We start from the raw sequence: 25,085 nt of genomic DNA on the forward strand, positions 1-25,085 counted from the left end.
TAGAGCTAGTCAATACACCGTGGGGACGGCGTCCGCGAGCCGTGAGTGTTTGGCTGGACCGCATGAGCGACGACGATGACGGCGACGACAGCGGCGAGGGTGAGCGGCGGGTCGCGCGGCGGGACGCGGCGGTCCGGGCCGCCGTGGCGCAGGGCCTGCTCGGACCGGGCACGCCCGTACTGGCCCTGCTGGACGTCACCGGCATCCGGGAGTCGGCGGCGGCGCTGCGGACGGCGTTCGCGGCGGTGACCGCGCCCGGCACGCCCGTCCTGCACGCCTTCGCGGTGAAGGCGTGTCCGCTGGTCCCGGTGCTGCGGCTGCTGCGGGACGAGGGCATCGGCGCGGAGGTGGCGAGCCCGGGTGAACTGGCGCTGGCCCGGGCAGCGGGGGTGCCGGCGGAGCGCACGGTGCTGGACTCGCCGGCCAAGACGCCCGAGGAATTGCGCGAGGCGCTGGCGCTGGGCGTCGCCGTCAACGCGGACAGTGCGCAAGAACTGGACCGCCTCGACGGTCTGCTGCGCTCCACGCGGACCGTCTCACCCCTGGGCGTCCGGGTGAATCCGCAGGTCGGTGGCGGCTCCATCGAGGCGTTGTCCACGGCGACGGCGACCTCGAAGTTCGGGGTGGCGCTGCGGGACGAGGGGGCCCGGGAGTGGCTGGTGCGGGCGTGTCTGGACCGGCCGTGGCTGACCCGGCTGCATGTGCACACCGGGTCCCAGGGCATCGCGCCGGCCCGGATGGCCGAGGGGGTGGCCGCCGTGTACGCGCTGGCCGAGGAGATCAACGGGCGCGCCGGGCGGCGGCAGGTGGACACCGTCGACATCGGCGGCGGTCTGCCGGTGAACTTCGCCTCGGAGCCGACGACGCCGACCTGCCGGGAGTACGCGCGGGCGCTGCGGGCGGCGGTGCCGGGGCTGTTCGGCGGGCGGTACGGGCTGGTGACGGAGTTCGGGCGGTCGTTGCTGGCCAAGCACGGGACGGTGGTGGCGCGGGTCGAGTACACCAAGAGCGCCGGGGGCCGGCCGGTCGCCGTGACGCACGCGGGGGTGCAGGTGGCGACGCGGACGGTGTACGCGCCGGACGCGTGGCCGCTGCGGATCGCCGCGTACGACGGGGCGGGGCGTCCCAAGGAGGGGCCGCCGGTGGTGCAGGACGTGGCCGGCCCGGCCTGTTTCGCGGGGGACCTGCTGGCGACGGGGCGGGCGCTGCCGCGCCTCGGTCAGGGGGACTACGCGGCGGCGCTGGACACCGGGGCGTACTACTTCGCGCAGCACTACGCGTACAACTCGCTGGCGCGGCCCGGAGTGTTCGGGTTCGGGCCCGCGCCGGACGGGGGCGTGGGGTTCGCGGTGGTCCGGGAGGCGCAGTCGGTGGCGGAGATCGTCGCGGAGGCGGGCGGCGGGCACGCGAACGCGCTGGTGCTTCCCGAGCCAGGGTGAGGCGATGTCTCCAAGGGGCGCTGGGAACCGCGCGCCCAGCCACCCGACCCCCGCGTCTCTGAGGAGGTCACCCCGCCGGCGTCACACCAGTGCCGCCGTCTTCCGCCGTGCCCCGCCCGGAGCGGCGTCCCCGGCCGCGATGCCGGTCCCCCGGTACGCCTTGACCGCCTTGCCCGCGGGGCGCCCGGCGCCGCGGGTCAGCCAGTCGACCCGTACCCACAGCAGCGCGTCCCCGGCCCGTTCCCGGCGGCCGAGCCACGCCGCCTTCAGCCAGAGCCCGGCCCCGCAGCCGGCCAGCAGCAGCCCGCCGGCCGCCGGGACGGCGAACGCGCTGCCCAGCGCGGCGAGGAAGGCCAGCAGCAGCCACCAGCGGTGCCCGCGACGCCAGTTGCGCGAGGTCACCGCCCGGTCCTGGAGGACGTCGTGCTTGCCGGCCCGGGCCGCCGTGCCGGCCAGCAGGGTGTACCGCTTGCGGCGGACGTACGCCACCACGCCGGCCGCGACGACGAACAGCGCCGCCCCGGCCAGGACGCCGATCCGGCGCCCGGTCACGCCGGGCACCAGTACGCCGACGCCCGCCGCGATCACGCCGAGCCACCACATCGGTGCCGCGCCCGCCCGTACCACGACGGCCACCCGGGCCAGCCCCTGTCCTCCGCGTGCCACGTCTGCCTCCCGTGCAACATCTGCCTAGCGTCCGAGGGTGTGCCACCGCACCGGGCCCGCAGATTAACGACGCAAGGTGAGACGAATCTGAGAGCGCCCACTCAGTGCCCACTCAGTGCCTACTCAGCGCCCACGCAGGGCCTACTCCACGAACAGCCCCCGGGCCGCCGCGTGGGCGTCGAACTCCTCCAGCCGTGCCTGGGCGTCCGGCAGGTCGTCGCACATGGCCTCGAGCAGCACCCGGCCGAGCAGCATCGGCGCGCAGGCGGTGTCGAAGGCCAGCCCGGTGCCGACGGCAGCGGGCAGCAGCAGGTCGGAGACCTTGGCGACGGGCGCGAAGGCGGAGTCGGCCACCGTGACGACGGTCAGCCCGGCCTCCTTCGCCGCGGCCAGGGCGTCGACGACCTCACGCGGATGGCGCGGCAGCGCGAAGCAGAGCAGCGCGCTCGCCCCGGCCCGCACGGCGCCGTCGATCCGGTCCTGGATCATCGTGCCGCCCTCGCCGAGCAGCCGGACGTCGGGGTGCACCTTGGCGGCGAAGTAGGCGAAGCCCTGCGCCTGGGCGGCGGCGGCCCGCAGGCCGAGGACGAGGAGCGGGCGGCTGGCGGCGAGGAGGCGTCCGGCGCGCCGCACCGGGCGGGGGTCGGCGAGCACCTCGGCGAGGTGCCGCAGGTTCTCGATCTCGGCCTCGACCGCCTGCTGGTACTCGTTGCTGGCCGGCGTCTCCGTCACCGGCCCGGCGGGCGCCACCTCGCGCAGATGGCGGCGCAGGTCGGGGTAGCCGTCGAAACCCAGGGCGACGGCGAAGCGGGTCACCGACGGCTGGCTGACCCCGGCCAGTTCGGCCAGCTCCACGCTGGACAGGAACGGCACGTCGGCGGCGCGCCGCACCATGCTGTGCGCGATGCGCCGCTGGGTCGGCGTCAGCCGGTGCCCCTCGAACAGCGCCTGAAGCCGCGCGGCCGGGCTGTCGGCCACGCCTCCGGCGTGCTCGCTCATGACATGCCCCCCTCCTGAGTCCGTCCTACTGAGCCCGTCCCGGGAGGTTACCGGGCCCGTCACATCCTATTCAGCAGCCCCAAACCCTGCATACAGTCATGCATCGCACCCCCGGCGCCCCACCCCGAAGACGGGGGTTACCCCCAGTGCCACGGGCACCCCCGCTCCGTAGCGTGAACGGCATGACGGGAATGGACGCGCGCGACGCCGACCTCAAGAAGGAACTCGACGCGACCCTGCGGGCCCGCAGGGAACTGGGCGAGGACTACGACTCCGCGCTGGTGGAGTCGTTCCTGGAGAAGGTGGACCAGCGGATCGACGGCGCCGTCGAGCGCCGGGTGCGCCGGCAGTTCGCCGAGCAGCAGATGGTGTCGGCCCGGGACTCCCGGGCTCCGAGGGCCACCGACTCCTGGGGCGAGCGTTTCGGCTTCGGTGTCGTCTCGCTGGTCCTGGCCGTCCCGCTGTCCGCGATCGGCGGGGGCGTCGCCGACCTGCCGGGGCTGCTGGTCGCCTGGGCCGGCATCGTCGGGGTGAATGTCGCCCAGGCCGCCCGGACCAACCCGGGGCTGTTCCGCGGTCGCCGCGACGACGACTGACCAGAACCTCTGGGGAAAGACGGGGAAAGACGGGGAAAGATCATGCGCGGGGACCGCCGCACCCCCGTTGCCGGGGGGCGGGACGACGGCGGTCCCCGCGAGGGACGCGGTGCCGGGTCAGGGACCGGGCGGTGCGCGTCCTGGCGTCCATGGAGGTCCGGGAGCCGCTCCGGAGGTCCTTGGCGCCGTTCGGTGCCGGCCTGGCGGGGAGCCGCTCCCGCCCTGCCGACATCCCCTAATGTGCCGGACCTGTGTTAAGCGTGTGCTGCGTCAACGTGACGCCCTCGTACCAGTTGGCGAAGGATGGAAAACCCGAGGTCCACCGCGAGTTCGCCGTCGCCGCCCGCCGTTCACCGCACGTTTTCTGCCACTTCGCCGTACCGGCCGGGAAGACCGGCTACTTCGCCGTACCGGCCGGGAGGGCCGGCTACTCCGCCGTACCGGCCGGGAAGACCGGCTACTCCGCCGTACCGGCCGGGAAGACCGGCTACTCCCCCGCACCAGCCGGAAGAGCCGGCCTACTCCCCATACCGGCCAGGAAGACCGGCTACTTCGCCGTACCGGCCAGGAAGGCCAGCAGGTCCTGCCGGCTCACCACCCCGGTCGGCCGGCCCTCGACCAGGACGATCGCCGCGTCGGCCGCGCCGAGCACGCTCATCAGGTCGGCGACCGGCTCCCCGGAGCCGACCTGCGGCAGCGGCGCCGACATGTGCCGCTCCAGCGGGTCCTGAAGCGAGGCCCGCTGGGCGAACAGGGCGTCCAGCAGTTCCCGTTCCACCACCGAGCCGACCACCTCGGCGGCCATCACGTCCGGATGTCCCGCGCCGGGCTTGACGATCGGCATCTGCGAGACGCCGTACTCGCGCAGCACCTCGATGGCCTCGCCGACCGTCTCCTCGGGGTGCATGTGGACGAGGGAGGGGATGGAGCCGCCCTCCTTGTGGTTCAGCACGTCCCCGACCCGGGCGCTCGGGCCGGAGTCCTCCAGGAAGCCGTAGTCGGCCATCCACTCGTCGTTGAAGATCTTCGACAGATAGCCGCGCCCGCTGTCCGGCAGCAGCACGACGACCACGTCGTCCTCGGTCAGCGGCTCGGCGACGCGCAGTGCGGCGACCACCGCCATGCCGCAGGAGCCGCCCACCAGCAGGCCCTCCTCCTTGGCCAGGCGCCGGGTCATCTGGAAGGAGTCCTTGTCGGAGACGGCGACGATCTCGTCGGCCACCTCGCGGTCGTAGGCGGTCGGCCAGAAGTCCTCGCCGACGCCTTCGACCAGGTACGGGCGGCCCGAGCCGCCGGAGTAGACCGAGCCCTCGGGGTCGGCACCGATGACCTTCACCCGGCCGTCGCTGGCGTCCTTGAGGTAGCGGCCGGTGCCGGAGATGGTGCCGCCGGTGCCGACGCCGGTGACGAAGTGGGTGATCCGCCCCTCGGTCTGCTTCCACAGCTCGGGTCCGGTCGAGTGGTAGTGGGAGAGCGGGTTGTGCGGGTTGGAGTACTGGTCGGGCTTCCAGGCGCCGGGCGTCTCACGGACCAGCCGGTCGGAGACGTTGTAGTAGGAGTCCGGGTGCTCCGGGTCGACGGCGGTGGGGCAGACGACGACCTCGGCGCCGTACGCGCGCAGCACGTTGATCTTGTCCGTCGACACCTTGTCGGGGCAGACGAAGACGCACTTGTAGCCCTTCTGCTGGGCCACGATGGCCAGGCCCACGCCGGTGTTGCCGCTGGTCGGCTCGACGATGGTGCCGCCGGGCCGCAGTTCGCCGCTCTGTTCGGCGGCCTCGATCATGCGCAGGGCGATGCGGTCCTTCACCGAGCCGCCCGGATTGAAGTACTCCACCTTGGCCAGGACGGTGGCCCTGATGCCCTTGGTCACGCTGTTGAGCCGCACCAGCGGGGTGTTGCCGACGAGGCTGATCATCGAGTCGTGAAATTGCACCGTTGTCTCCGGATGCCGCGAAAAGTCTGGTGGTGATGGTTGTGCCGGTCAGCCTATGGCCTGCCGTTCCCGCGCCGCTCCGGGACGGCCGCGGACGAGCCCCGGCAGCGCCGTGGAGAACCCCGGAGCGGTCGTTCACTCCCCGTTGAGATTGGGCAACGGTCCGTACCGGGCAAATAAGGGATGTACGGCTCGTGAGGAGGTGGCGGCGGCGCATGACGAGCATGTCGAGGGCGAGGGTGGCCCGGCGGATCGCGGCCGGCGCGGCATACGGCGGCGGCGGCATCGGACTGGCCGGCGCGGCGGCGCTCGGTCTGCTGCTGGCGGAGGTGCAGCTGGCCAGGCGGCGGGTGGGCATCGGTACGCCCACCCGGGTACCGAACGCGGAGGGACTGTACGGCGCGGCCTTCCCCGCGGCCGGTGCGCCCCCGCTGCGGCTGGTGATGCTGGGCGACTCCACGGCGGCCGGGCAGGGCGTGCACCGGGCCGGGCAGACGCCGGGCGCGCTGCTGGCGTCGGGCCTGGCGGCGGTCGCCGAGCGCCCGGTGGAGCTGCGCTCGGTCGCGCTGCCGGGGGCCCGCTCGGACGACCTGGACCGGCAGGTGGCGCTGGTGCTGGCCGCTCCGGTGCGGCTGCCGGACGTCTGCGTGATCATGATCGGCGCCAATGACGTGACGCACCGGATGCCGGCCACCCGTTCGGTGCGCCATCTGGCGGGGGCGGTACGGCGGCTGCGCACGGCCGGCGCCGAGGTGGTCGTCGGCACCTGTCCCGACCTCGGCACCATCGAACCGGTCCGGCAGCCGCTGCGCTGGCTGGCCCGGCGGACCTCGCGGCAGCTGGCGGCGGCGCAGACCATCGGGGTGGTGGAGCAGGGCGGGCGCACGGTGTCGCTGGGCGATCTGCTGGGCCCGGAGTTCGCCCGCAATCCGCGGGAGATGTTCGGCCCCGACAACTACCACCCCTCCGCGGACGGCTACGCCACCGCCGCGATGGCGGTGCTGCCGACGGTGTGCGCGGCGCTCGGCCTGTGGCCGGCCGAGGAGGAGCGTCCCGACGCCCTGCGGCGCGAGGGTTTCCTGCCGGTGGCACGGGCGGCGGCGGAGGCCGCGAACGAGGCGGGCACGGAGGTCGCGGCGGCGATGCCGACCGGGCCGCGCGGGCCGTGGGCGCTGCTCAAGCGGCGCCGGCGGCGCCGGGTGTCGGAGACGGAGCCGGAGCACACGGCGCAGCCGTCGTAGCGCCCACTCGTAGCGCCCGCCCCGGTGGCACCCCTACCGAAAAAAGCAAGCGCTTAGTAAATTGCGTCCAGGGTCACACCGCCGTACCCGTGACCCGACCCCTACGTACGGGTAACTTCCCAGGGAGTCCAGCCACCCGTACGCGAACGCCAATGGAGCCGTGATGCCCGAAGCCGTGATCGTCTCTGCCGCCCGCTCCCCCATCGGCCGCGCCGGCAAGGGCTCCCTCAAGGAGCTGCGCCCCGACGACCTGGCCGCCACGATCGTGCAGGCCGCCCTCGCCAAGGTCCCCGAGCTGGATCCGAAGGACATCGACGACCTGATGCTCGGCTGCGGCCTGCCCGGCGGCGAGCAGGGCCACAACCTGGGCCGGATCGTCGCCGTGCAGATGGGCATGGACCACCTGCCGGGCTGCACCGTCACCCGGTACTGCTCCTCCTCCCTCCAGACCAGCCGGATGGCGCTGCACGCCATCAAGGCCGGCGAGGGCGACGTCTTCCTGTCGGCCGGCGTGGAGATGGTCTCCCGGTTCGGCAAGGGCAGCTCCGACGGCCTGCCCGACACGCACAACCCGCTGTTCGCCGACGCCGAGGCCCGCACCGCCGCCGTCGCCCAGCAGGCGGGCACCAGCTGGCACGACCCGCGCGAGGACGGCCTGCTGCCCGACCCGTACATCGCGATGGGCCAGACCGCCGAGAACCTGGCCCGCGCCAAGGGCGTCACCCGGCGCGAGATGGACGAGTTCGGCGTCCGCTCGCAGAACCTCGCCGAGGAGGCCATCAAGAACGGCTTCTGGGAGCGCGAGATCACCCCGGTCACGCTGCCCGACGGCACGGTCGTCAGCAAGGACGACGGCCCCCGGGCCGGCGTCACCCTGGAGGGCGTCCAGGGCCTCAAGCCCGTCTTCCGCCCCGACGGCCTGGTCACCGCCGGCAACTGCTGCGCGCTCAACGACGGCGCCGCCGCCCTGGTCATCATGAGCGACACCAAGGCCCGCGAGCTGGGCCTGACCCCGCTGGCCCGGATCGTCTCCACCGGCGTCTCCGGCCTCTCCCCCGAGATCATGGGCCTCGGCCCGGTCGAGGCCAGCAAGCAGGCCCTTCGGCGGGCCGGGCTGGCCATCGACGACATCGACCTGGTGGAGATCAACGAGGCGTTCGCCGCCCAGGTGATCCCCTCCTACCGCGAGCTGGGCATCCCGCTGGAGAAGCTGAACGTCAACGGCGGCGCCATCGCGGTCGGCCACCCGTTCGGCATGACCGGCGCCCGCATCACCACCACGCTCATCAACTCCCTCCAGTGGCACGACAAGCAGTTCGGCCTGGAGACGATGTGCGTCGGCGGCGGCCAGGGCATGGCGATGGTCGTCGAGCGCCTCAGCTGAACCCTCCGTAGCGTCTCGGGGACCCCTGGTCATCCCCGGCCCGGAGCCCTGGAATCCCCAGGGTTCTGGGCCGTTTTGTGACCCAATCTCCCCCAGGATGTGACCTATCTCCCTCGCCCCGGAGATTTACGCAGGTCAGCCCAGCCCCACCGACCCCGCCGGGGCCCAAAGTCCTGTCCGTTTCGTGACGTTACGCACTGACAGCGGGATAGTCCGCCCTTCAAGCTGATGTAGGAAGTCGGGGGTCGACTTTGAACCGGGAGTACGTCAGTGAGCGCCACATCGATCGCCCTGCTGCTCACCACGGCAGCCACCGGCGCCGTGGGCGTCGCGGTCCTGCGCAGCGTGCTGGTGCTGCGCCGCCAGGTCGCGGCCCTGCACACCGAACTGGCCGAGAGCCGCGCCGCGGCGCTGCGCGGCCGGGTGCCCGCCGCCCGCGCCGCGGCCGACACCGACGAGATACGCGCCGCGGTCGCCGAGGCGCTGGCCGAGGAACGCGAGCGGGAGCTGGCCGAGGCCCGCGCGTTCTGGGCCGCGCAGGAGAGCCGCGACGTCTCCGACGCCCCGCTGCTGCTGGGCCTCGCCGACAGCGAACCGTTCCTGCCGCACCCGGCCGACCTGGCCGCCCTCGCCGACCTGGAGCCGGTGCCGGAACCGGGCGCCGAGGCCGACGAGCCGGCCGCCGAACCGGTCGACTCCGCCGAGCTGGCCGCGGCCCGCCGTCGGCACCCCTCGCACCCGGACTTCGTGCCGAACCCGTCCCCGGTGGTCAACGACCACGAGCGCACCGTCACCGCCCTGGAGGAGCTGGCGGCCGGCCGGGTCGAGCTGGCGGACGTCCGGCCGGGCCCGCTGGGCACCCTCGACGTCTACGTCTTCGCCGACGGGACCACGCTGTGCATGACCCCGGGCCACCGCGAGACCGCGGAACGCCTGGCCGCCGCCCTGCGCGCGGGCCGCACCCCGGTGCTGCTCGGCGGCTCCGGCGTCTCCGGCGCCTACGCGCTGACCTTCGCCTGCGGCGAGGAGAGCGTGTACGTACTGGCCGACCGGGTCATCGCGTCCCTCTAGACGCTCCTGGCGCCGACTCCTGGACGCTCCTGTCGCCGACTCGCTGGACAATTCTGGCGCCGACGCTCCAGACACTCCCCGCGCCGACTCCCCACACAGCCCTGGCGCCGGGGCTCACACCCCGGCGCGTTTCTGCGCCTCGGCCACCAGCCGCACCGCCTCCGCCACCTCCGCCTCGCTCTCCAGTACGAGCGCCAGGTCGTGCCCGGCGACGGTGATCTGGTCGGCGGCGGCGAACATGCCGGCGTCCGGCATCACCCGGGGCTCGGCGGCCGGATCCTCGGCCAGCTGGGCCCGCCGGGACAGCTCCCTGGCCAGCTCCAGCGCCTCGGCCGCGGCGCCCCGTTGCAGCCTGCTCTGCGGGGCGGCCCGCAGCCGGTCGGCGAAGTGCTCCAGCGCACCGGTCAGAGGTGTCGTATCAGCCACGGCGTGAGCGTACGCGGCCCTCCGGGACTGTTGCCAACGGGCGAACGCTCAGGCACGGTGACCTGAAGGACCGGCTTACATCCCCTGCGTCCGGAGGCGCCGATGTCCCATGTCCTCTCCGAGGAGACCCATCGCAACCTGCTCGCCCGCATCCCCCACTGCACCGGTCGTGCGGTCTCCGACTGGCTGCGCACCGTCGAGGAAGGCCCGGCCCTCTTCCGCTTCGAGGAGAAGGTCAGCTGGCTGAGGCACGAGCACAATCTCGCCTACGGCCACGCCAAGGCGATCGTGCACGAGTACGACCTCAGAAGGGCCGCGCGCAAGCTGCTCTGAAGGCGCCTGGACCCGCTGCCTGAATAGGCGAAGGGCCCCGGGCGACGCGCGCCCGGGGCCCTTTCCAGCAACCTGTGTCAGTCGCTGCTGTTGAGGATCGCGATGAGCCGCAGGAACTCCAGGTACAGCCACACCAGCGTCAGGGTGAGGCCGAAGGCCGCGAACCAGGCCTCGTTGCGCGGAGCGCCGTAGGCGATGCCGTCCTCGACCTGCTTGAAGTCCAGGGCGAGGAAGCAGGCGCCGAGGACGACGCCGATGACACCGAAGAGGATGCCGAGGCCGCCGCTGCGGAAGCCGAGGCCGTCACCGCCGCCGAAGACGGCGAACAGCATGTTCACCATCATCAGCGCCACGAAGCCGAGCGAGGCCGCCATCACGAAGCCGACGAAGCGGCGGTTGACGCGGATCCAGCCGGCCTTGTAGGCCACCAGCACGGCGGCGAAGGTCGCCATCGTGCCGATCACCGCCTGCATGGCCGCGCCGTCGGCGATGCGGTTGTCGACCACGCTGGAGACGACGCCGAGGAACACGCCCTCGAACGCCGCGTAGGCCAGGATCAGCGCCGGCGTGGGCGTCCGCTTGAAGGACTGGACCAGCGCCAGCACCATGCCGATCAGGGCGGCGCCGATGGCGATGCCGTAGGACCTGCCGATGTTGGCGTCGTCGACCGGCAGCAGCGCCCAGGAGAGCGCGGCGGTGACGATGAGCACACCGAGCGTGGAGCCGGTGCGCAGGACGACGTCGTCGATGGTCATCCGGCCGGTGGCGGCCGGCGCCTGCGGCGGAGCGCCGAGGTCGGTCTGGGCGTACGGGTTCTGCGCGTACGGGTTGCCGGTCGGCTGGGCGTACGGGTTGGCCTGCGTGGCGACGGCGGGTCCCCCGGCCTGCGGCGCGGTGTTGAAGCCCGCGTAGCCGTTGTCGCGGCTGAACCCCCGTCGCGAGAAGACCGGGTTTCTGCTCCTCATTTCACTCCTCCATGGCCATCGTGCGTGGCCTTGGCTCAAGAGTAATAGAACGGCAAAGGAATGACCCTAGTGCTTGGGGAGGATCTTTCCCTCGTCCTGCCGGAGAACACGCTGTCCGTCCAGGTGATTCCCCTCACTGGCCGCCGTTCAGAAGAGGAAGCCGGTGTACGCCTCGGCGAGGTCCCGCTCGGCGGCCCGGGAGCCGGCGATCCGCTCCAGCCGGGCCAGCTGGAGCCGGCCGTCGAAGCCGGTGGCGTCGGGGGCGCGGTGCAGCAGGGTCGTCATGTCGTAGGAGAACCGCTCGGCCTGCCAGACCCGGCGCAGACAGGTGGCGGAGTAGGCGTCGAGGAGTTCGTCGGAGCCGGTGGCGCGCCGGTGGGTGAGGGCCCGCGCGAAGGTGACGACGTCGCCGACGGCGAGGTTCAGGCCCTTGGCGCCGGTCGGCGGCACGATGTGGGCGGCGTCGCCGGCCAGGAAGAGGCGCCCGTGCCGCATGGGCTCATGGACGTACGACCGCATGGGTGTGACGGACTTCTGGGTGATCGGCCCGCGCTCCAGCCGCCAGTCGTCGGCGGTCTCGAACCGCCGCTCCAGCTCGTCCCAGATCTCCTCGTCCGCCCACTTCTCGGCGTCCGTGCCCGCGGGCACCTGGAGGTAGAGGCGGGAGACGGACGGGGAGCGCATGGACAGCAGGGCGAACCCGCGCTCGTGCCGGGCGTAGACCAGTTCGTCGTGCGAGGGGGCGATGTCGGCGAGGATGCCGAGCCAGCCGAACGGATACGTACGCTCGAACGTGCGCGCTATTCGCTCGGGTATCGCCTTGCGGGCGACCCCCCAGAAGCCGTCGCAGCCGACGACGTACTCGCACTCCAGCACGTCCTCGACGCCGTCCCGCCGGAACCGCACCCGCGGGCTCTCGCCCTCGGCCCCCTCCACGGCCAGCGCCTCCGTCTCGAACAGCAGCGGGCCGCCGTCCTCCGACTGGAGGGCGATGAGGTCCTTGCAGACCTCGGTCTGCGCGTACACCATGACCGACCGCCCGCCGGTCAGCGCCGGGAAGTCGACCCGGTGCCGGCGCTTGCCGAACCGCAGTTCGATGCCGTCGTGCCGCAGCCCCTCCCGGTCCATGCGCCCGGCCGCGCCGGCCGCGCGCAGCACGTCCACCGTGCCCTGCTCCAGGATTCCGGCCCGCTGCCGCCGCTCGACGTAGTCCCGGTCACGGCTCTCCAGGACGACCGAGTCGATCCCGGCGTTGTGCAGCAGCCGGGCGAGCAGGAGTCCGGCCGGGCCGGCCCCGATGATGCCGACGGTGGTGCGCATCGGTCGTTCCCTTCGATTGGCGTCATTGCCGATATCTGATGCGAGACGCGGTGTTCGCCTGGTGAAATTTCTTTCACCGATCGCTGAGGTGAGTTTCCGACCGGAAACGGCTGGTGTCAACGGGTGGACGACGGCGCCCTGGCCGCGCGCCCCGGGAGCAGCAGCAAGGGGAAAGCGCCGCACAAGGGAGAAAGTGCCCGGAGCCGGACTTGAACCTGACCCGGCACCCCTTCTGACCTGCGGCGATCCTCTGACCTCGTCGCATGCGCCCGGATCTTCACGCATCCCCCCGCATCGGCCCGCTACGCAACGGGGTGGTGCGCCAACTGGCGCACGCTCTGGCGCACCCCCGTAAAGCCCTGCTAGGACGTGCGAGACGGAGCACATGAGCACCGCTCGTGTCTCAGCCATTCACCGAACAATCTTGGCCGGTTCCATCCCGGGAGTGCATCCATGCGGCGAAGGGCGCCGAAAAGACGGTGGGCCCGGCATTAGGTCTGCCGGGCCCACCTCGCGAGTCCGGCGCCTCGCTGCGGAGCAAGGGTTGCCGGACTCGCTCAGCGGCTCTGGTCCTGCCTGCGGAGCAAGGGCCAGGGCCGCCCCACCGCACACGGGGGCACGGCGAGTCATTCCCAAAGTCAACCGGTTCTTCGGGCAACTATCTTGCACACAGGAGTCCGGTTTTCGGGAAAGGTTCGAAATACCGGCCCGCGTTCCCAAGCATGCCAAGGTCATGCAGCCGGACGTCCGTTCGCCCCCGCATCCTTACGGCTGGCTGAACCGTCAGCCCTCCTCGGGCAGCAGCCGGTCAGGCGCCGACGAGCTTGGCGAGGAAGTCGGCGTTGGCGCCCACGTCGTGGCCGAGGACGACGGAGTGGTGCGTCATCGCGCCCAGGCGCCGCGAGACCTCCTGCCGCACGCTGGTGGAACCGCCGCCGTCGACGGCCAGGAGCGCGAAGACGTCCGGGTACCGGTCCTCGGTCTTGCCGCTCATGAAGTCGTCGTCACTCAACGTCCGGACGGTGTTCTCCTCGGCCGGGGTGGCGCCCGCCTCGATGCGGGGGAAGATGAGTGCGGCGGCGCCTCCCCCGGTGGCCAGGGGAACGCTGAACCAGCGCTCGAACTGGTCGGGGAAGACCTGTGCCTTCATCTCCGTTCCGCCCTCCTTCCACAGTGGCTTGCGGTCGCCCGCGAGGAGCGCGGCCGTCACCTGCTCATGCTGCGTCGGGTGGAGCTGCTCGCCGCCGCGCAGCCGCTCCTGCGCGACGTCGAACCACTTCAAGGCGTCGAGGAGGCCCAGGCCGATCGCGGCAGCCGACGGCCACGGCAGGACGTCGACACCGGCGTCCTCGTCGGGGCGGACGAAGACCCGGTCGTTGGCGAGAAGGCGGAGGCCGTGGCGGGCAGCCAGGGCGAGGGCCGTGGTCGTCTTGCCCGCCCCCTTGCTCCCGAAGGTCAGGAGGGCCCGGCCGTCCTGGTCGACGACGGCGGATGCGTGCAGCACAGCCCACCCGTCCCGCAGCAGGATGCCGCGCACGACCTCACGGGCGAGGCGGGCGGTCGCCGTGGCGACGGCCTCGCTGTCGCAGCCGATGATGTGCAGCTGGCTCCTGCCCGGTTCGGATCGGTAGGCGAGCCGCTGTTCCGGGCAGACGGCGCGGAACACGCCGGCGGAGACGTCGCGGGTCACGAGGAGCTGGGCCTTGGCGTACTCGACGCTGGTATGCGGCTCCTGCGTCACCGCGTACGCCAGGTCGTCGTACCGGTCGCTGTCGACGTTGGCGATGACCACCGACCCGGCGCAGATGCTCTCTGCGTCCACGGTGGTGGCGTTCCACCACTGCCCGAAGTAGCGGGCCGTCCAGTCGGTGACGGCCTTGTCGGTGGACACGATGGTCGCGGTCGCACTGGCGACGTCCAGGCGTACGGCGTGAGGGGTCACGAGTTTCTCCCTGTGGGAAGCGGCTGGGTGGGGATGCCGCGCACGGCCCTGTAGGCGTCGCGGAGCTTGATGCGGGCGGCCTCCAGTTGACGAGTCTCGGAGTCGTCGAGCAGAGGCATGCACGGTAGGGGCTGGCCCTGGGTGAACCGCAACGGCATTCCGAGGAAGCCGTCACCAAACGGCGCGGACAGCTCGGTGGACCCGTCCTCCACGCCAAGGGCCAGGCGGAGGGCAGACGCCACGGCACCGGCTGGTCCGTGCTTGGTTCGGCCGATGCCGCTGCTGATCCGGCCGGGCCGGACAACGAGTTCGTCACGTACCTCCTGAAGAGGTACCGGGACGGGATGGCCGTTGACGGTCGTCGACGAGGCGCACACCACAGCGGCGTCGCCGTGCTCGCCGATGACGTGTCCGCGCACGGCATGCAGCGGCACGCCCAGGAGGCGGGCGAGGGTGGACCGGTAGCGGGCTGTGTCGAGGCTTGAGCCAATGCCGAACACGCGGGTGCAGCCGGACTCTTCGGCGAAGAGCCGAGTCATCAGGTCGACCGGGTTCGTCACCACCAGCACAGTGCCCTGGTAGCCGGCGAGCTGCGAGGCCAGCGCCCGCATCAGGGGCGTGTTTGCCTGCACGCCGCCCATGCGGACGTCGGTGGCACGAGCGTTGTAGAACGAGGCCCGCGCAGTGACGACCACGGCGTCACAGTTCCGCAGGCCGGCGGCCGTCGCGGTGGACGCGTGGACCGTCGAGCGCAGGGCTGTGCGCATGTCGGTGAGGTCGTCTGCAAGTGCCGCTGCCTGCTCGTCGGTGCGTCCGGTCACGAGGATCCGACTGCACAGCCTGGCGGTCACCAGTACGCCGCCGACGGCTTGCGCTACAGCGCCCGTGCCGACGATCCCTACGGCCACGTCGCGGCCCGTCATGACGCGACCGCCATCGCTTCGTCGAGCGCGAGGTCCCACGCGTCGGATCGGGCGGGGTCCCTGGCCAGATCGGCGCTGACCGTGTCGATGAGGCGGCAGACCGGCGCGGCCCGCTCGATGAGCGTCAGCCCCAAGGGTGGCAGCGGCAGGGCGGCCGGGGCCGACAGGTAGGTCGTGAGGATGTTCAGAGCGTCCATCAGCCACAGCGTCAGCAGGTGCCGCAGCCACGCCTTCCGGTCCCTGGCGGACATCTGCGCTACCCGGGTCACCGCGAACACGGTGAAGCCGTCGAGGATCTCGCGAGTCGTCGTCGCGTCAGGTCGGCGGGCGATGAGGACCAGGATCATGCGGCTGAGCAGCTTGGCCACGTCGACCATGGGCGCCGCCCGCATCAGGCCGGGATCGAGCAGCACCGGCCGGCCGGTCGCCCCGTCGGGGAAGACGACGTGTTCCGGCTTCAAGTCGCCATACACCAGCGTCGTGCCCACGGGAGCAGGCAGGCCCATACGCAGATGCCGCAGCCGCTCGACGCTGAGGCGTACCAGCGCCGCCAGTTCCGCGTTCGTCTCTGGGGTGCAGCGCTCCGCGCCGAGCCGCTCGATGTAGGCCGCGCCGGACAGCCCGTTGAACTTCCGCTGGAAGGTGCCCGCGATGCTGCGCTCGCCGATGACGCCAGCCGGGTCGAGGCGGCGCGCGGCACCGGCCTGGTGGAGCGGGCGCAGTTCGTGGAACGCGAGGGCCAGCAGCTCAGCGGTGTCGCTCGGGCGAACGAGCAGCAGGTCGGCCAGCGACGGGCCGGTGACGGGTTCGGTGAAGAGGACGCCCTGGGCGAGGCCGGCGACCGCGCACACGCGGGGCCGGTCGAGGCCGGCGAGGAGCCGCAACTGAGCGGCTTCGCGCTGGAGCAGCCCGTCAGGCTGCTGCACAAACGCCTGTTGTTCCTCCAGCACTGCGGGCCAGGGGCCGCGGGCGCCTCGGAGGAGCGAGACGAGGGAGACGCCGAGCAGCGAGGTTTTCGCGTACAGGATGCGCTCGCCGACTCGGGTGCGGTGTACGTAGCCGGTGACGCTGGGGACGTGGCACTCCAGCTCGACGGGCGCGGTGGGCCATATCTCGGCTGCGGCGCGGTGGATGAGCGCGGCAGCGTGGACGAAGACGTCGACCACGCGAGGTGGGGTCTGTCTGTCCTGTGCCGGAACGGCTGGGACGCTGGTGATCACAGGCGCCTCCTCGGGCTGCCAGTTGTCTGTGACATGAGGTCCGGCCGCCCGTGGAGGAAGCGGACGGCCGGAGGGGTCCCGCCGCTGCGGTCACGTCATGCACCGACGGGACGTTCTCGAGTGCGCGTCAGCGCTGCGCGGCCACGCCCGCGACGAGGAACGCGGCGACAGCGATCACTATCAGGACGCAAACGGCCTGCGAGACACGTCCGTAGGGCTCCTGTGCAGAGGAGACCGGCGACTCGACCGGCGGGGGCATCTCCAGCTCGGCCCACACCCGCTTGCCCCACCGGAGTTGCTCCGAGCTCCAGCGCGCGGCCACCGCGTCCACGAGGATCAGGCCGCGCCCGTGGTCCTTCTCGTCGTCGGCGCGCTGCACGACGGGGAGGTCCCGGCTGCGGTCGAAGACGGCGACCCTCAGCGCCGTGTCGCTCAGCCGGTACAGGGTCACCCGGAAGTGGTCGGCCCGCGCGTGTCGCACGGTGTTCGAGGTCAGTTCGGAGACGACGAGTTCCGCCGCGTCGGCGAGCTCCGGCATCTTCCAGTCCATCACCGCGTCGGTGACGAACCGGCGGACAGCGGGCACGGATGCCGGTTCCCGGCGGAAGACGTCGCTCACGCCGCGCGTGCCGTCCGTCTCCTCCCGGTAGGTGGGCGTGAGGCGGCGGCGCCGCAGCGCCTCACGCACCGCCCCGTCCCCCCGCGACGGCCCGGTACCGGGCGTGCATCACCAGCTGCATGACGGCACTGGGCGAGCACAGCATGCCCGGCCCGTCCATCTCCACCAGCCAGTACCGGCGGCCGTCCGGCTGCACGCCCGGCACCGGCACACCGATGTAGGTATCGGCGCCCGCGATGTCCGTGTCCGGCACCCGCCAGGTGCGGCCGGTCGAACCGGGGACGAGGAAGTACACACTGTGCGCCGTCTGATCGAGGAAGGCTGGCCCGCCCAGTAGCGCCTGGGACAGGTACTCGCCGATCTGCTGCCTGTCCTCCGTGCCGGCGGCGGCCTCGATGAGGACGAGCGGGTCCCGGACGACGGTAAACAGCGTGCCGCACCGCAGCAGCGCGACGCCGTGCGCCGCCCATTCCTCCCGCGCCTGCTGTATGTCCGGGGCCGCCATCAACAGCCAGGTCGACGCCGCGAAATCCCGTACGGCGCGGGTGTGTACGAGGATCCCTCCCGTCGGCCCGTAGTGCTCCAGTTCATCGCCGTGTCCGGCGGTGCTGTCTTGCTCCATCTCGACGCCCCCAAGCGGCCGTCTCGCGTTCGTGATTACAGCGAGTACACCGAGGCATACAGTGGGAGGTGTAGCCCCCGGAGCCGGAAACTGGTTTACCGGGTTTAACGCCCTGCTTGGGAGGGTGATCCGAGTGACTATTCACTCCTGCGCGCCCGACGATGCGCTCAGAGAGGCCCTGCGGGAAGCGGGGATGACGTACCAGCAGCTCGCTGACGACGTCCGGCGCATCGGCGCATTAGCCGGTCACGACCTCCGGACGAACAAGTCCGCGGTGGCGCACTGGGTGGCCGGCAGCAAGGAGCCCGCATCCGAAACCGCGTCGTACATTGTGGAGGCGATCAGTCGCCGTCTCGGCCGTCAACTCCGGCCATCGGACCTGGGGTTCAGTGCCCCGGACACGGACCAGCCCCAAGCCCTGCTTGGGTTGGGCTTGGGGCCAGATGCGATCGACATTCTACGGCGAATTGGGGAGGCCGACATCAACCGCCGGAAGATTCTGACCACCGCGGCGTACAGCGTTGCTGCCGCCGCGCTCCCCCTGTCGCACGCCCAGGCCGCGGAGGCACAGCAACGCGCCGAGACCGCACGCGGGCGCATGATCGGGGACTCCGACATCGACACCGTCCGCGCCATGCTCCGCGCGTTCACGTCCATCGACGAGCGCCAGGGCGGCCGGCACGGGCGCTCCGCCGTCGTGCAGTACCTCCGCTCCGACGTCGCCGACATCGTGCACGGCCGGTTCGCGAAGGAGTCCCTCCGCGCCGACGCGCTGACCGCCGCGGCGAGCGTCAGCTTCCTCGCCGGATGGAAGGCGTACGATGCCGGCGAGCACGGCCTGGCCCAGCGCTACTACCTCCAGACGCTCGCCCTGACCCGCGAGGCCGGCAACCCGCTGCACACGGCTTGGGTGCTGCGGATCATGGCCCACAACGGCATGGACATCCAGTGCCCGGAGCACACCCTCGACCTCGCGGACGCCGCGCTCAGCCTCGCCACCGGCCGCGCGGCGCCCGGCATGCTGTCGGTCTTCGTCGTCTGCCGCGCCCGCGCCCTCGCCAACGCGAGGAGGGGCCCGGAGGCCGTCGCGGAGATCCGCCGCGCACAGGACCTCGCGACGCGCGGTGAGGACGAGGTCATGCCGTACTGGACCGCCCTGCACGGCCCGCCCCGGGCATCGGTCGGCAGCCACGCGGCGAAGACCTTCCGCACGCTGCGTGACCACCGCAACGCGGAACGGCAGTACGCCATCGCCGGACGCGGCTACAGCAGCCACGACACCGGCCTGCACCGCATCACCGCCCTGTCTCTCGCCTCGCAGGGCGGGGAACAGGCGGCACAGGGGCACCTGGAACAGGCGTGCGGGACATGGGGGCAGGCCCTCGGGTACTTCGAGGGCGTCTACTCCGACCGCGCGGTGAAGCAGATCGCCAGCATCCGCCGGCAGCTCGCGGTCTTCGATCGGCGCGGAGTCGGCGCTGCCGCGGAGCTCGATGAGCGGGCCCGCAGCTGGCAGCTCACCTACGCGTAGACCCGGCTGTCAGTGCCGGGCAGTACCTTTACAGGCAGGTCCCGGCACTTCCCTGCCGTCTGGCACGACACTGGCGAGACCCGGACCGGGGATGTCAACCGCCTCGGCAAGAAGTACAACGAGGGCCAAACCGACCCACGCGATCGCAGCCGATCAGGTCGCTGGCATGCCCGAAGAGGTGTGCCAGGGACGCCGGCAAGCTGAAGTGCATGATCCAGGGCATCGAAGACCGAGTCCGAAGATACAAGAACGCACACTGGTGGATTCACAACGGCCGCGGCCGGATCGTCACCAAGAGCGGCCAGGCCCTCGCGGACGCCGTCCTGGAGACGGGTTCTCTCGACTGGCTCCGCACCGCCCTCGGCGAAACGAAGCGCTGACCGAAGCCGACCGGCCGTACCCCCTGACGGCCCCGTAGGGCCATTGTCACTGGTCACGTAGGGTGACAGTGATGGTGCCCGGAGCCGGACTCGAACCGGCACGCCCGCTAAGGGGCAGCGAGGTTTAAGCTCGCCGTGTCTGCATTCCACCATCCGGGCAGGCCGTGGGCTCCGCGTCGAGGATCGACCCTATCGGGGCGGCTCCCCCGAACAGCGGCCGGGTGGGCCGATGTTGTCTTATTTTATTGATGCCTGAGGGGGCATCAGACAGCCGAACGGGCCATCCGCACTTGCCAATAGCCTCGCGCGCGACGGTCCGCCGCGCATGCGGAATGACGGAATTTCACCGTCCGAACGAGGTCGCTCCACCGGTTCTCGACCCGGCCCGCCGTCTCGGGGTGCGGCGTCATCCGCAGGTATGACACGAGCCGTCGGAGTCCGACCGAAGTCGCCCCCCGGAACGGGAACAGCGGCTGACTACACGGCGGCCCGCGGCCGCGACGATGGATCAGGATCGAGCACCGGGCCATCCGGTCCCCCCGTCGTCGTCCCCACAGGAGCGCCTCCGTGACCACCGCACCCCCCATCGACCGGTCGACCGGCGTGGCAGCCCGCGCGGCGGAGCTGTCGAAGATCTACGGGCAGGGCGAGACCGAGGTGGTCGCCCTGGACCGGGTCTCCGTCGACTTCCGGCAGGCCGAGTTCACCGCGATCATGGGGCCGTCCGGCTCCGGCAAGTCCACGCTGATGCACTGCGTCGCCGGGCTGGACACCTTCTCCTCCGGGTCGGTGCGGATCGGCGAGACCGAGCTGGGCTCGCTCAAGGACAAGCAGCTCACCAAGCTCCGCCGGGACAAGATCGGGTTCATCTTCCAGGCGTTCAACCTGCTGCCGACCCTGACCGCCCTGGAGAACATCACGCTGCCGATGGACATCGCGGGCCGCAAGCCGGACAAGCAGTGGCTGGAGCGGGTCATCGGCATGGTCGGGCTGTCCGGTCGGCTCGGGCACCGGCCCGCGCAACTGTCCGGCGGACAGCAGCAGCGGGTCGCCGTGGCCCGCGCGCTGGCCTCCCGGCCGGAGATCATCTTCGGGGACGAGCCGACCGGCAACCTCGACTCCCGGTCCGGCGCCGAGGTGCTGGGCTTCCTGCGCAACTCGGTGCGGGAGCTGGGGCAGACGGTGGTGATGGTGACCCACGACCCGGTCGCCGCGGCCTACGCGGACCGGGTGGTCTTCCTGGCGGACGGGCGGATCGTCGACGAGGTGTACGGGCCGAGTGCCGACAAGGTGCTGGACCGGATGAAGCAGTTCGACGCCAAGGGCCGGACCAGCTGACGGCCGTAACCAGCTGACGGCGCACCGAAAGAATCCGTCCCCTCACGTCTGGACTGAGAAACCCCCATGCTCCGTACCGCCTTGCGCAACGTCCTCGCGCACAAGGCCAGGCTGCTGATGACCGTGCTCGCCGTGCTGCTCGGCGTGGCCTTCGTGTCGGGCACCCTGGTCTTCACCAACACCGTCTCCGCCGCGTACGAGAAGTCCTCCGCCAAGGGATTCGACCAGGTCGACGTCTCCGTCGAACCGTCCTGGAAGGAGGGCGACGACAAGGCGGCCGAGCTGACCGAGGCGCTGCTGGAGCGGGCCGCGGCCACCGACGGCGCGGCCTCCGCCCTCGGCAGCGTCTCCGGTTTCACCGCGCTCGCCGACAAGAACGGCGACCCGGTCGGCGACGGCTGGCAGGTGCGGGGCGGCAACTACTGGGGCACCGACGACCCCCGCTACCCGATCACCGAGGGCCACGCGCCGCGCGGCGACGGCGAGGTCGTCATCGACTCGGCGACCGCCGAGCGGACCGGGTACGGCGTCGGCGACAAGATCCTGATGTCCGTGGACGGCCCGGTGCTCACCGCCACCGTCGCCGGGGTCTTCCGCACGGACGACGGCGCGGTCGCGGCGGGCGGCAGCCTCACCCTGTTCGACACGGCCACCGCGCAGCGGCTCTTCGGCACGGCGGGCGGCTACGACGAGATCCTGGTGAAGGCGGAGCCGGGCGTCAGCCAGCAGGCGCTGCTGGCCGCGCTCGGCAAGAGCCTGCCGAAGGACACCGTCGAGCTGACCACCGGCCGGGAACTCGCCGACCAGCAGGCCGAGATGATCGCCTCGCAGCTCAACAGCCTGAAGCAGACCCTGCTGGTCGCCGCGGGCATCGCGCTGTTCGTCGGTACGTTCCTGATCGCCAACACCTTCACCATGCTGGTCGCCCAGCGCACCAGGGAACTGGCCCTGATGCGGGCGGTGGGCGCCTCGCGCCGCCAGGTCACCCGGTCGGTGCTGTTCGAGGCGTTCATCGTCGGCGCGGTCGCCGCGGTGACCGGTCTGCTGGCGGGCATCGGCATCGGCGCCGGGCTGCGGGCCCTGATGGGTTCGCTCGGCGCCGACTTCCCGGACGGGCCGCTGGTCGTCTCCCCGGGCACCGTGGTGGCCGCGCTCGCCGTCGGCGTCCTGATCACCATGCTGGCCGCGTGGCTGCCCGGCCGGCGCGCCGCGAAGATCCCGCCGGTGGCCGCGATGAACAGCCTGCACGCCACGCCGACCACCAGGTCGCTGGTGCTGCGGAACACGATCGGCGCCCTGTTCACCGCGGCGGGCGTCGCCGTGGTGCTGGCCGCGACCACGATGGGCGACGCGGGCGACGCGCAGGCCCCGATGGGGCTCGGCGCGGCACTGATCATCATCGGCGTCTTCGTCCTCACCCCGCTGCTGTCCCGTCCGCTGATCGCGGCCGCCGCGCCGGTGCTGCGGATCTTCGGGGTCTCCGGCAAGCTGGCCCGGCAGAACGCGGTCCGCAACCCGCGCCGTACCGCGGCCACCGCCTCGGCCCTGATGATCGGGCTCACCCTCATCACCGGGATGACGGTGGCGGCGACCGGCGTGCAGCAGGCGATCGGCAAGATGGCCGCGGACTCGATCGCGGCCGACTACGTGGTGTCGATGGCCAACGGCAGCTACCTCTCCCCGGACGTCGCCGAGAAGCTGGCCGGCACCGACGGGGTCACCGCCAGCAGCCCGATGCGCAACTCGTACTCCGAGATCGACGGCGCGGACGAGTACCTGACCGGCGTCACCGGCACCGCGTTCGGCGAACTGGCCGACCTCCCGGTCGCGGACGGCGCCTTCGAGATCGGCGGCACCCGGGTCGTCGTGGACGAGGACACCGCGACGTCGCACGGCTGGCACGCCGGGTCCACGTTCACCACCACCTACGACGACGACAAGAAGCAGCGACTCACGGTCGCCGGGATCTACCAGGGCAACGAGATGTTCCGCGGGATCATGGTCGACCTCCCGACGCTGACCCCGCACCTCGACGACCCGGCCGACATGCAGGTCCTGGTGAAGATGGACGGCGGCGCGTCCGACGCGGCCAAGGACGGCCTGCGCGCGGCGCTCGGCGACAGCCCCGCCATCTCCGTACAGGACAAGCAGGACATCTCCGACGAGATCGCTCAGATGGTCACGCTGATGCTGAACATGCTGTACGGGCTGCTGGCGATGGCGGTGATCGTGGCCGTCCTCGGTGTCGTCAACACCCTGGCCATGTCGGTGTTCGAGCGCTCCCAGGAGATCGGCATGCTCCGCGCGATCGGCCTGGACCGCAAGGGCATCAAGCGGATGGTCCGGCTGGAGTCCCTGGTCATCTCCCTGTTCGGCGCGGTGCTCGGCATCGGCCTGGGCGTGTTCTTCGGCTGGGCGGCGGGCGAGCTGGTGGGCACCCAGCTGGCCACCTACGAACTGGTGCTGCCGTGGGGCCGGATCGCGGTCTTCCTGCTGCTGGCCGCGACGGTCGGCGTGCTGGCCGCCCTGTGGCCGGCCCGCCGCGCGGCCCGCCTCAACCTGCTCACCGCCATCAAGACGGAGTAGCCGGACCCTGCCGAAAGGTTGCAGAAGGGCCCCTCCCGGCCGGGAGGGGCCCTTCGGCAACCGTCCCGGAGGTCAGTTCCAGGTACGGGCCCGCAGCGGCATCCCCGACGCCCCGGACTCGGGCGTCCGCACCGCGAGGACCTGGTTGACGCCGATGCGGTTGTGCTCGAAGGCGAGCGCGGAGGCCGCCATGTACAGCCGCCACACCCGCGCCCGGCCGGGGCTGACCAGCCGGGTCGCCCGGTCCCAGCCGGCCTCCAGGTTGGCGACCCAGCGGCGCAGGGTGTGCGCGTAGTGCTCGCGGATCGCCTCCACGTCGCGCACCTCGAACCCGGCCCGCTCCAGCTGGCCGACGGTGGTCCCGACCGGGGCCAGCTCGCCGTCGGGGAAGACGTAGGAGTCGATGAACTCGTCGACGCTGTACGCCGGCTCGTCGCGCTGCGGGCGCCGGGCGATCTGGTGGTTCAGCAGCCGCCCGCCGGGCTTGAGCAGGGCGTGCAGGTCGCGGGCGTACTCCAGGTACTTCTCGGCGCCGACGTGCTCGGCCATGCCGATGGAGGAGATCGCGTCGTAGGGGCCGTCGACGACGTCCCGGTAGTCCTGGACCCGGATCTCGATCCGGTCGGTGAGGCCCTCCTCGGCGATGCGCTTGCGGGCGTACGCGGCCTGTTCCTGCGAGAGGGTGACGCCGACGACGCTCACTCCGTGCTCGCGGGCGGCGTGGATGGCCATCGAGCCCCAGCCGCAGCCGACGTCGAGCAGGCGCATGCCGGGCTGGAGGCCGAGCTTGCGGGAGACGAGTTCCAGTTTGTCGCGCTGGGCGGTCTCCAGGGTGCCGCCGGCGGCCTCGGGGGCCGGCCAGTAGGCGCAGGAGTAGACCATCGAGGGGCCGAGGACGAGTTCGTAGAAGTCGTTGCCGACGTCGTAGTGGTGGCTGATGGCGCGCTTGTCGGTGCGGCGGGTGTGCAGGTGGCCGCGGCGGCGGCGGATCTCCTCGGCGGGCGGGGCGGGCGGCAGCGGCGGGCCGGCCAGCTTGACCAGGCCGCGCACGGCGGCGCGGACGTCGGGGTCGCGCAGCGCCTGGCCGAGGGTACGGGCGTCCTCGCCGCGCTCCCAGATCAGCCCGGCGAGCAGGTCGAGGGCGGCGTAGAGGTCGCCCTCGAGGTCCAGGTCGCCGGCCACCCAGGCGCGGGCCAGGCCCAGCTCCCCGGGCTTGAACAGCAGACGGCGCAGGGCGCGGCGGTTGCGCACGACGAGCGCGGGAGCGTCCGGGGGACCGGCCTCGGAGCCGTCCCACGCGCGAATGCGGACCGGGAGCGGGGCCCCCAGCACCTGTTCGACGAGGCTCTTCAGCCGCAACGCGGCGTCTGCCATGGCGCACACCTCCGTAAGACCGGATGTTTGGTCACCACGTAAACACCGGATGAGGGGATCCGCAGTCCCGCACGGTGGTCACGACTCCGCAAAATAGTTGTAGATCCCATCCAGTTCCCCCGGCCGGGGGACGCCGAAGGGGCCGTCCGCACCACGGATGGCGGACGGCCCCTT

22 protein-coding genes and 1 tRNA gene are annotated in these 25,085 nt (G+C 71.9%); 10 read left to right on the forward strand and 13 right to left on the reverse strand.

What is annotated here, in order from left to right; translation table 11 throughout:
• Nucleotides 1–62 precede the first annotated feature (62 nt).
• Entirely contained in the window at nucleotides 63–1,439 is a 1,377-nt protein-coding gene (locus ACTT8P_RS06775; protein ID WP_442830610.1) for a diaminopimelate decarboxylase, read from the forward strand.
• Between the two features lie 81 nt (nucleotides 1,440–1,520).
• On the opposite strand, the gene ACTT8P_RS06780 is transcribed toward ACTT8P_RS06775, so the two are convergent.
• Together ACTT8P_RS06780 and ACTT8P_RS06785 are read right to left on the reverse strand one after the other, a co-directional pair.
• Nucleotides 1,521–2,105, reverse strand: a complete 585-nt coding sequence (locus ACTT8P_RS06780) for a hypothetical protein (protein WP_442830611.1) — start codon at nucleotides 2,103–2,105, stop codon at nucleotides 1,521–1,523.
• Nucleotides 2,106–2,246: 141 nt separating this feature from the next.
• On the reverse strand, nucleotides 2,247–3,104 hold the full coding sequence (locus ACTT8P_RS06785) for a MurR/RpiR family transcriptional regulator (RefSeq protein WP_442830612.1): 858 nt from the start codon (nucleotides 3,102–3,104) through the stop codon (nucleotides 2,247–2,249).
• Between the two features lie 191 nt (nucleotides 3,105–3,295).
• On the opposite strand from ACTT8P_RS06785, the gene ACTT8P_RS06790 reads away from it, so the two are divergent.
• Nucleotides 3,296–3,700, forward strand: coding sequence for a hypothetical protein (locus tag ACTT8P_RS06790; RefSeq protein WP_442830671.1), 405 nt, complete (start codon nucleotides 3,296–3,298; stop codon nucleotides 3,698–3,700).
• 547 nt (nucleotides 3,701–4,247) lie between these two features.
• Here the strand turns inward: ACTT8P_RS06790 and ACTT8P_RS06795 are convergent.
• The gene (locus ACTT8P_RS06795) at nucleotides 4,248–5,636 is read right to left on the reverse strand and encodes a cystathionine beta-synthase (RefSeq protein ID WP_442830613.1); all 1,389 of its coding nucleotides are present in this window, start codon (nucleotides 5,634–5,636) and stop codon (nucleotides 4,248–4,250) included.
• Nucleotides 5,637–5,851: 215 nt separating this feature from the next.
• Between ACTT8P_RS06795 and ACTT8P_RS06800 the strand changes: the two genes are divergently transcribed.
• The 3 genes from ACTT8P_RS06800 to ACTT8P_RS06810 all read left to right on the forward strand — a co-directional run bounded on the left by ACTT8P_RS06800 (nucleotide 5,852) and on the right by ACTT8P_RS06810 (nucleotide 9,332).
• On the forward strand, nucleotides 5,852–6,877 hold the full coding sequence (locus tag ACTT8P_RS06800) for an SGNH/GDSL hydrolase family protein (RefSeq protein ID WP_442830614.1): 1,026 nt from the start codon (nucleotides 5,852–5,854) through the stop codon (nucleotides 6,875–6,877).
• Between the two features lie 163 nt (nucleotides 6,878–7,040).
• Complete coding sequence (locus ACTT8P_RS06805; RefSeq protein WP_442830615.1) at nucleotides 7,041–8,261, forward strand: acetyl-CoA C-acetyltransferase; 1,221 nt, start codon at nucleotides 7,041–7,043, stop codon at nucleotides 8,259–8,261.
• A 270-nt stretch (nucleotides 8,262–8,531) separates the two neighbouring features.
• Nucleotides 8,532–9,332 (forward strand): hypothetical protein, encoded by an 801-nt coding sequence (locus ACTT8P_RS06810; RefSeq protein ID WP_442830616.1) that lies wholly within the window; start codon nucleotides 8,532–8,534, stop codon nucleotides 9,330–9,332.
• Between the two features lie 114 nt (nucleotides 9,333–9,446).
• On the opposite strand, the gene ACTT8P_RS06815 is transcribed toward ACTT8P_RS06810, so the two are convergent.
• The gene (locus tag ACTT8P_RS06815; RefSeq protein ID WP_361156958.1) at nucleotides 9,447–9,758 is read right to left on the reverse strand and encodes a hypothetical protein; all 312 of its coding nucleotides are present in this window, start codon (nucleotides 9,756–9,758) and stop codon (nucleotides 9,447–9,449) included.
• A gap of 102 nt (nucleotides 9,759–9,860) precedes the next feature.
• On the opposite strand from ACTT8P_RS06815, the gene ACTT8P_RS06820 reads away from it, so the two are divergent.
• Entirely contained in the window at nucleotides 9,861–10,091 is a 231-nt protein-coding gene (locus tag ACTT8P_RS06820; protein WP_442830617.1) for a DUF4287 domain-containing protein, read from the forward strand.
• 77 nt (nucleotides 10,092–10,168) lie between these two features.
• Here ACTT8P_RS06820 and ACTT8P_RS06825 read toward each other — a convergent pair whose 3' ends face one another.
• The 7 genes from ACTT8P_RS06825 to ACTT8P_RS06855 form a co-directional block, all read right to left on the reverse strand.
• Nucleotides 10,169–11,056: a Bax inhibitor-1/YccA family protein gene (locus tag ACTT8P_RS06825; protein ID WP_442830618.1), complete on the reverse strand. Its 888-nt coding sequence runs from the start codon at nucleotides 11,054–11,056 to the stop codon at nucleotides 10,169–10,171.
• Nucleotides 11,057–11,203: 147 nt separating this feature from the next.
• Complete coding sequence (locus tag ACTT8P_RS06830; RefSeq protein WP_442830619.1) at nucleotides 11,204–12,376, reverse strand: 4-hydroxybenzoate 3-monooxygenase; 1,173 nt, start codon at nucleotides 12,374–12,376, stop codon at nucleotides 11,204–11,206.
• Nucleotides 12,377–13,184: 808 nt separating this feature from the next.
• Entirely contained in the window at nucleotides 13,185–14,318 is a 1,134-nt protein-coding gene (locus ACTT8P_RS06835) for a hypothetical protein (RefSeq protein WP_442830620.1), read from the reverse strand.
• Nucleotides 14,315–15,241, reverse strand: a complete 927-nt coding sequence (locus ACTT8P_RS06840) for a lactate/malate family dehydrogenase (protein WP_442830621.1) — start codon at nucleotides 15,239–15,241, stop codon at nucleotides 14,315–14,317. The genes ACTT8P_RS06835 and ACTT8P_RS06840 overlap by 4 nt, the downstream gene beginning before the upstream one ends.
• The gene (locus ACTT8P_RS06845; RefSeq protein WP_442830622.1) at nucleotides 15,238–16,407 is read right to left on the reverse strand and encodes a phosphotransferase; all 1,170 of its coding nucleotides are present in this window, start codon (nucleotides 16,405–16,407) and stop codon (nucleotides 15,238–15,240) included. Before ACTT8P_RS06845 ends, ACTT8P_RS06840 begins: the two co-directional genes overlap by 4 nt.
• 181 nt (nucleotides 16,408–16,588) lie before the next feature.
• Nucleotides 16,589–17,149: an ATP-binding protein gene (locus tag ACTT8P_RS06850; RefSeq protein ID WP_442830623.1), complete on the reverse strand. Its 561-nt coding sequence runs from the start codon at nucleotides 17,147–17,149 to the stop codon at nucleotides 16,589–16,591.
• The gene (locus ACTT8P_RS06855; RefSeq protein WP_442830624.1) at nucleotides 17,142–17,702 is read right to left on the reverse strand and encodes a hypothetical protein; all 561 of its coding nucleotides are present in this window, start codon (nucleotides 17,700–17,702) and stop codon (nucleotides 17,142–17,144) included. The genes ACTT8P_RS06850 and ACTT8P_RS06855 overlap by 8 nt, the downstream gene beginning before the upstream one ends.
• Before the next feature lie 598 nt (nucleotides 17,703–18,300).
• Between ACTT8P_RS06855 and ACTT8P_RS06860 the strand changes: the two genes are divergently transcribed.
• Nucleotides 18,301–19,233, forward strand: coding sequence for a hypothetical protein (locus tag ACTT8P_RS06860; RefSeq protein ID WP_442830625.1), 933 nt, complete (start codon nucleotides 18,301–18,303; stop codon nucleotides 19,231–19,233).
• A gap of 209 nt (nucleotides 19,234–19,442) precedes the next feature.
• Nucleotides 19,443–19,613, forward strand: coding sequence for a hypothetical protein (locus tag ACTT8P_RS06865; protein ID WP_442830626.1), 171 nt, complete (start codon nucleotides 19,443–19,445; stop codon nucleotides 19,611–19,613).
• Nucleotides 19,614–19,685: 72 nt separating this feature from the next.
• Here the strand turns inward: ACTT8P_RS06865 and ACTT8P_RS06870 are convergent.
• Nucleotides 19,686–19,772, reverse strand: a tRNA-Leu gene (locus ACTT8P_RS06870).
• A 408-nt stretch (nucleotides 19,773–20,180) separates the two neighbouring features.
• Here ACTT8P_RS06870 and ACTT8P_RS06875 point away from each other — a divergent pair.
• Together ACTT8P_RS06875 and ACTT8P_RS06880 are read left to right on the forward strand one after the other, a co-directional pair.
• Complete coding sequence (locus ACTT8P_RS06875; RefSeq protein WP_442830627.1) at nucleotides 20,181–20,951, forward strand: ABC transporter ATP-binding protein; 771 nt, start codon at nucleotides 20,181–20,183, stop codon at nucleotides 20,949–20,951.
• A gap of 66 nt (nucleotides 20,952–21,017) precedes the next feature.
• Nucleotides 21,018–23,537 (forward strand): ABC transporter permease, encoded by a 2,520-nt coding sequence (locus tag ACTT8P_RS06880; RefSeq protein WP_442830628.1) that lies wholly within the window; start codon nucleotides 21,018–21,020, stop codon nucleotides 23,535–23,537.
• A gap of 72 nt (nucleotides 23,538–23,609) precedes the next feature.
• Here ACTT8P_RS06880 and ACTT8P_RS06885 read toward each other — a convergent pair whose 3' ends face one another.
• Entirely contained in the window at nucleotides 23,610–24,911 is a 1,302-nt protein-coding gene (locus tag ACTT8P_RS06885; protein ID WP_442830629.1) for a class I SAM-dependent methyltransferase, read from the reverse strand.
• Nucleotides 24,912–25,085 lie beyond the last annotated feature (174 nt).

The organism is Streptomyces sp. JW3 (assembly GCF_052216785.1).
Lineage (GTDB): Bacteria > Actinomycetota > Actinomycetes > Streptomycetales > Streptomycetaceae > Streptomyces.